Below are 3,177 nucleotides of genomic sequence, written 5' to 3'. Positions count from 1 at the left end.
CTTTAAAATGCGCAATACAATTGGCTTCACTACTAAATTCGACTCCAAAACTAAAAATATTCATACCCAATAATTTATCTATCAAACAAATATACAAAAATATGAGCAATTACGGATATACATAAAACAAAATATAAAAACACTTTTTGAAAAAGATATTTCGGCTTTACAAACAAGTTTGTTCACTAAAACATTGGGCTAACAAGAAGTTTTTATCGATTTTGAAAAACTTTCGGACGGCTGTGTTCTTGCTATATAGTTTATACTATCACAATTATCATCTGATAGCTTAAATGTAAAAGGTATTTTTTCTATTTCTAAAAGCTTTATATAGGCATTGATTATTGTAAATAATTCCCCTTTTAAAAAATCTCCGCAAGTATAAGTTAGTATGATGTCTTTTTCATATTCAGAATAATCAAGTTTTGATATTACATCACTTGGTTGTGTATTATTATCTATTTTAAATATGATTTCTTTTTTCACTTACACGTCTTTTTAGGTAAAATATCTGCTAACGTTTTGCAGCTACCCGAAGGGCGGGACTTTTACCACAAAACTTGATTTGAAAAACTAATGTTTGATTAACCACAAAACTGTCTTTGGAACACGAAACCCCGCCTTTTGGGTAGGTGCTGTTACAAGCTGGTGTTCTGTTATTTAACGTCATTGTTCTCGGTTTTTATTACACTCTTATTTATCAATTTCAAGTTGTTTTTATTTAATGTTAAGTCGTCCTTTATGTTCAGTTAGCTTTTTAAGTGCTTCTTTCAGTTCGTTCCATTCTTGTTCGTTAGGTTCAATTTGAATTTCATATTTATGATTTTCAATTGTCAGAATAAAGTTTTTTTCTGTTAAATTAATTTCAAAGTCATCTAATTCATCTGATTTGTCAAGTTGGTTTGTCTCAAAATAATAATAGTCGTCATCAAATTCGTTTTCTGCATATGTTCTTTGAAGCATTACATATTGTCCTAATGAATTCATTATTTCGTCAACGGTCTTTTGGATTTCGAAATCGTTGTCTTCTTCCTTCTCGGAGAATGTCACAGTACAACCGAATTCTTCGTCACTAATTGACATTTCTTTACAAACAAAATTCATTTTATTCATTTTTTCCGTGTTCTACATTTGCGGTCTGTTCTTCACACTTGCTTGTAACGTTCCCGCGCTTTGCGAGGTTGCGAGCTTCGTAACCGAGTATTTTCTGTTACTACTAAAGTTCTTGCGAAAGATAATCGTGAATTTACCACATAATTCGCAATCTCGCAAAACGTGTGTTGGCAGAAGGTTTAATATGTTATCGTAATCCTTTTTTCCAACAATTAGCGCAGACATAGGCACTATATAAACCACCGTGTGTAGCTCCACAATGTTTACAATAGTGTTGTTGTGGTTTACCATTTGCTAAAATACTCTGATAAATTATTTCTTTCAAATTTTCCATCTTCTATTTTTTTATTATTTTTTTGTATAATATTTCTCCATTTTCATTTTCAATTTTGATTATATAATTTCCACTTACTAAATCATCAACCAATATTTCTGTATTAATTTTTGTTTTGCCACTTTTTACAATTCGACCACTTAAATCCAAAATCTTGAATTCATATTTTTCTGTGCTAAAGTTTGAATTTTGAATTAATACAAAATTGCTTGTTGGATTTGGATATATAATTAAGGAGTTATTTTCTTCAGATATCAAAGTACTTAAAAATGAACCCCAATCTATAATCGTAGGAGTAATGCTACCATCAGGTCTTATATTCAAAGAAATCCAATTATTATTTTGCCATTCAAACCACAAATCCTTTGTAGAAAGTAAGCCACCGCCTGTTGATAAATCTATTAAAGATGGTGATGTAAAACGAAGTTTAGTACCATTAATGATTGCTGAACCATCAGTTTGTGTTAAGGGTAAATCCCAAATTGTAATAATACTTTCAATTCCTAAATCTCCGTCACAGTCGCCTCTTCCACGTTTTGCAAAAAAACTCAATAATGCATCAGGATTTGGCAGTGTGTAAACTGTTTTACTTTGAGCACTTGTGTCAAAAATAAATATGGAATTTCCAACAACTTCATTAGGTAAAGTTGTTAAAACTGCTACTGTTTCTGTTTTACTAACAATTGTATTAGTATTTGTGTATATTGTAACATTTCCCCAATTATCGGAATTTCCAACATCAATATTATTTGAGCCACAAGTATTTGATAAAGTCGTACCATTTGCAAGTGCTAGAATACTAACTTGAGTAGTTGTAACTTTTTTAACTACTTGTTGTGAATAACTTATTAATGAGCTTAAACATAAAATTAATAAATAATTTTTCTTCATAAAGTTGATTTTAGATTAGTTTATTTTTTTAGTCGCTGTTTCTGTTTTTCCGATTTTTGGTAATTTTAATATTATGTTTCAATTTTTAACGTCTCGCAAAAACTTTCTGCCAACGTTCGACGGCTTGGCGAAGTACCGCCTTGCAGAATGTTGAAATTTAGTACAAAGGCTTGTGGCGGTATTTTGCCAAACCGCTGTTATAAGCCGTTTTTATTCGTGTTTGGCTTAACAATTTAATTTAAAAACAATGGGAGTAGATACAACAGCGATTTTACGCAAAGGAGTTACAATTGAACAAATAGAAAAAGCAATATCTGAAAAATATACAGATGTTGAAGTTAGAGCAACTGCTTCTGACTTTATGTATTTGACTTTTAAAGACGGAGAAGACCAAAGGAAATTGGCTGTTTCTTTTACAAATTGCTGTGAACGAGATAACGGTATAGGTGGAATATGGTGTAGCTTAGGAATGTGGGGTAATTCAGTTGAAATAGCAAGATACTTATGTGAAACATTTGGTGGGTATCTTGATGAAAACGATTGTGATGACCAAGAATTTTATCCTATAAATTTCCATCTTTATGCACAAGGGACTGAATTTACACAAATGGATTTATTCAGAAATAAAGTAATAACTAAATTCGGATATAAACATTTGAATGATGCTGTTGAACTTTTAACCGAGTTCTCTTCGGTTTCGCAAAATGGCTTATAACGTCAGACTGTGAAAAAACCTCACACCCGAGCGATAGCGAACTGACGAAGTAATCTTATTAACAAATATAACTAAAAAACTTGCATACAAAATACAAAAATCGTATTTTTAAACATGCAACATA

General features: G+C 31.0%; 5 protein-coding genes. 1 reads left to right on the top strand and 4 read right to left on the bottom strand.

The window, feature by feature from the left end; translation table 11 throughout:
• Positions 1-198 precede the first annotated feature (198 nt).
• The 4 genes from ACIQ2X_RS15010 to ACIQ2X_RS14995 all read right to left on the bottom strand — a co-directional run bounded on the left by ACIQ2X_RS15010 (position 199) and on the right by ACIQ2X_RS14995 (position 2,338).
• Complete coding sequence (locus ACIQ2X_RS15010) at positions 199-486, bottom strand: hypothetical protein (protein ID WP_396179770.1); 288 nt, start codon at positions 484-486, stop codon at positions 199-201.
• Positions 487-514: 28 nt separating this feature from the next.
• The gene (locus ACIQ2X_RS15005; protein ID WP_396179769.1) at positions 515-670 is read right to left on the bottom strand and encodes a hypothetical protein; all 156 of its coding nucleotides are present in this window, start codon (positions 668-670) and stop codon (positions 515-517) included.
• Positions 671-717: 47 nt separating this feature from the next.
• Complete coding sequence (locus ACIQ2X_RS15000; protein ID WP_396179768.1) at positions 718-1,104, bottom strand: hypothetical protein; 387 nt, start codon at positions 1,102-1,104, stop codon at positions 718-720.
• A 346-nt stretch (positions 1,105-1,450) separates the two neighbouring features.
• A complete protein-coding gene (locus ACIQ2X_RS14995; RefSeq protein WP_396179767.1) occupies positions 1,451-2,338 on the bottom strand; it encodes a T9SS type A sorting domain-containing protein in 888 nt (295 codons plus the stop codon).
• 247 nt (positions 2,339-2,585) lie between these two features.
• Between ACIQ2X_RS14995 and ACIQ2X_RS14990 the strand changes: the two genes are divergently transcribed.
• Positions 2,586-3,053, top strand: coding sequence for a hypothetical protein (locus ACIQ2X_RS14990; protein WP_396179766.1), 468 nt, complete (start codon positions 2,586-2,588; stop codon positions 3,051-3,053).
• Positions 3,054-3,177: the final 124 nt, after the last annotated feature.

This window comes from Flavobacterium sp., assembly GCF_044368625.1.
Taxonomy (GTDB): Bacteria; Bacteroidota; Bacteroidia; order Flavobacteriales; family Flavobacteriaceae; genus Flavobacterium.
The sequence above is the reverse complement of the archived record's forward strand: the minus strand, read 5'-3'. Positions and strand labels throughout refer to the sequence as shown.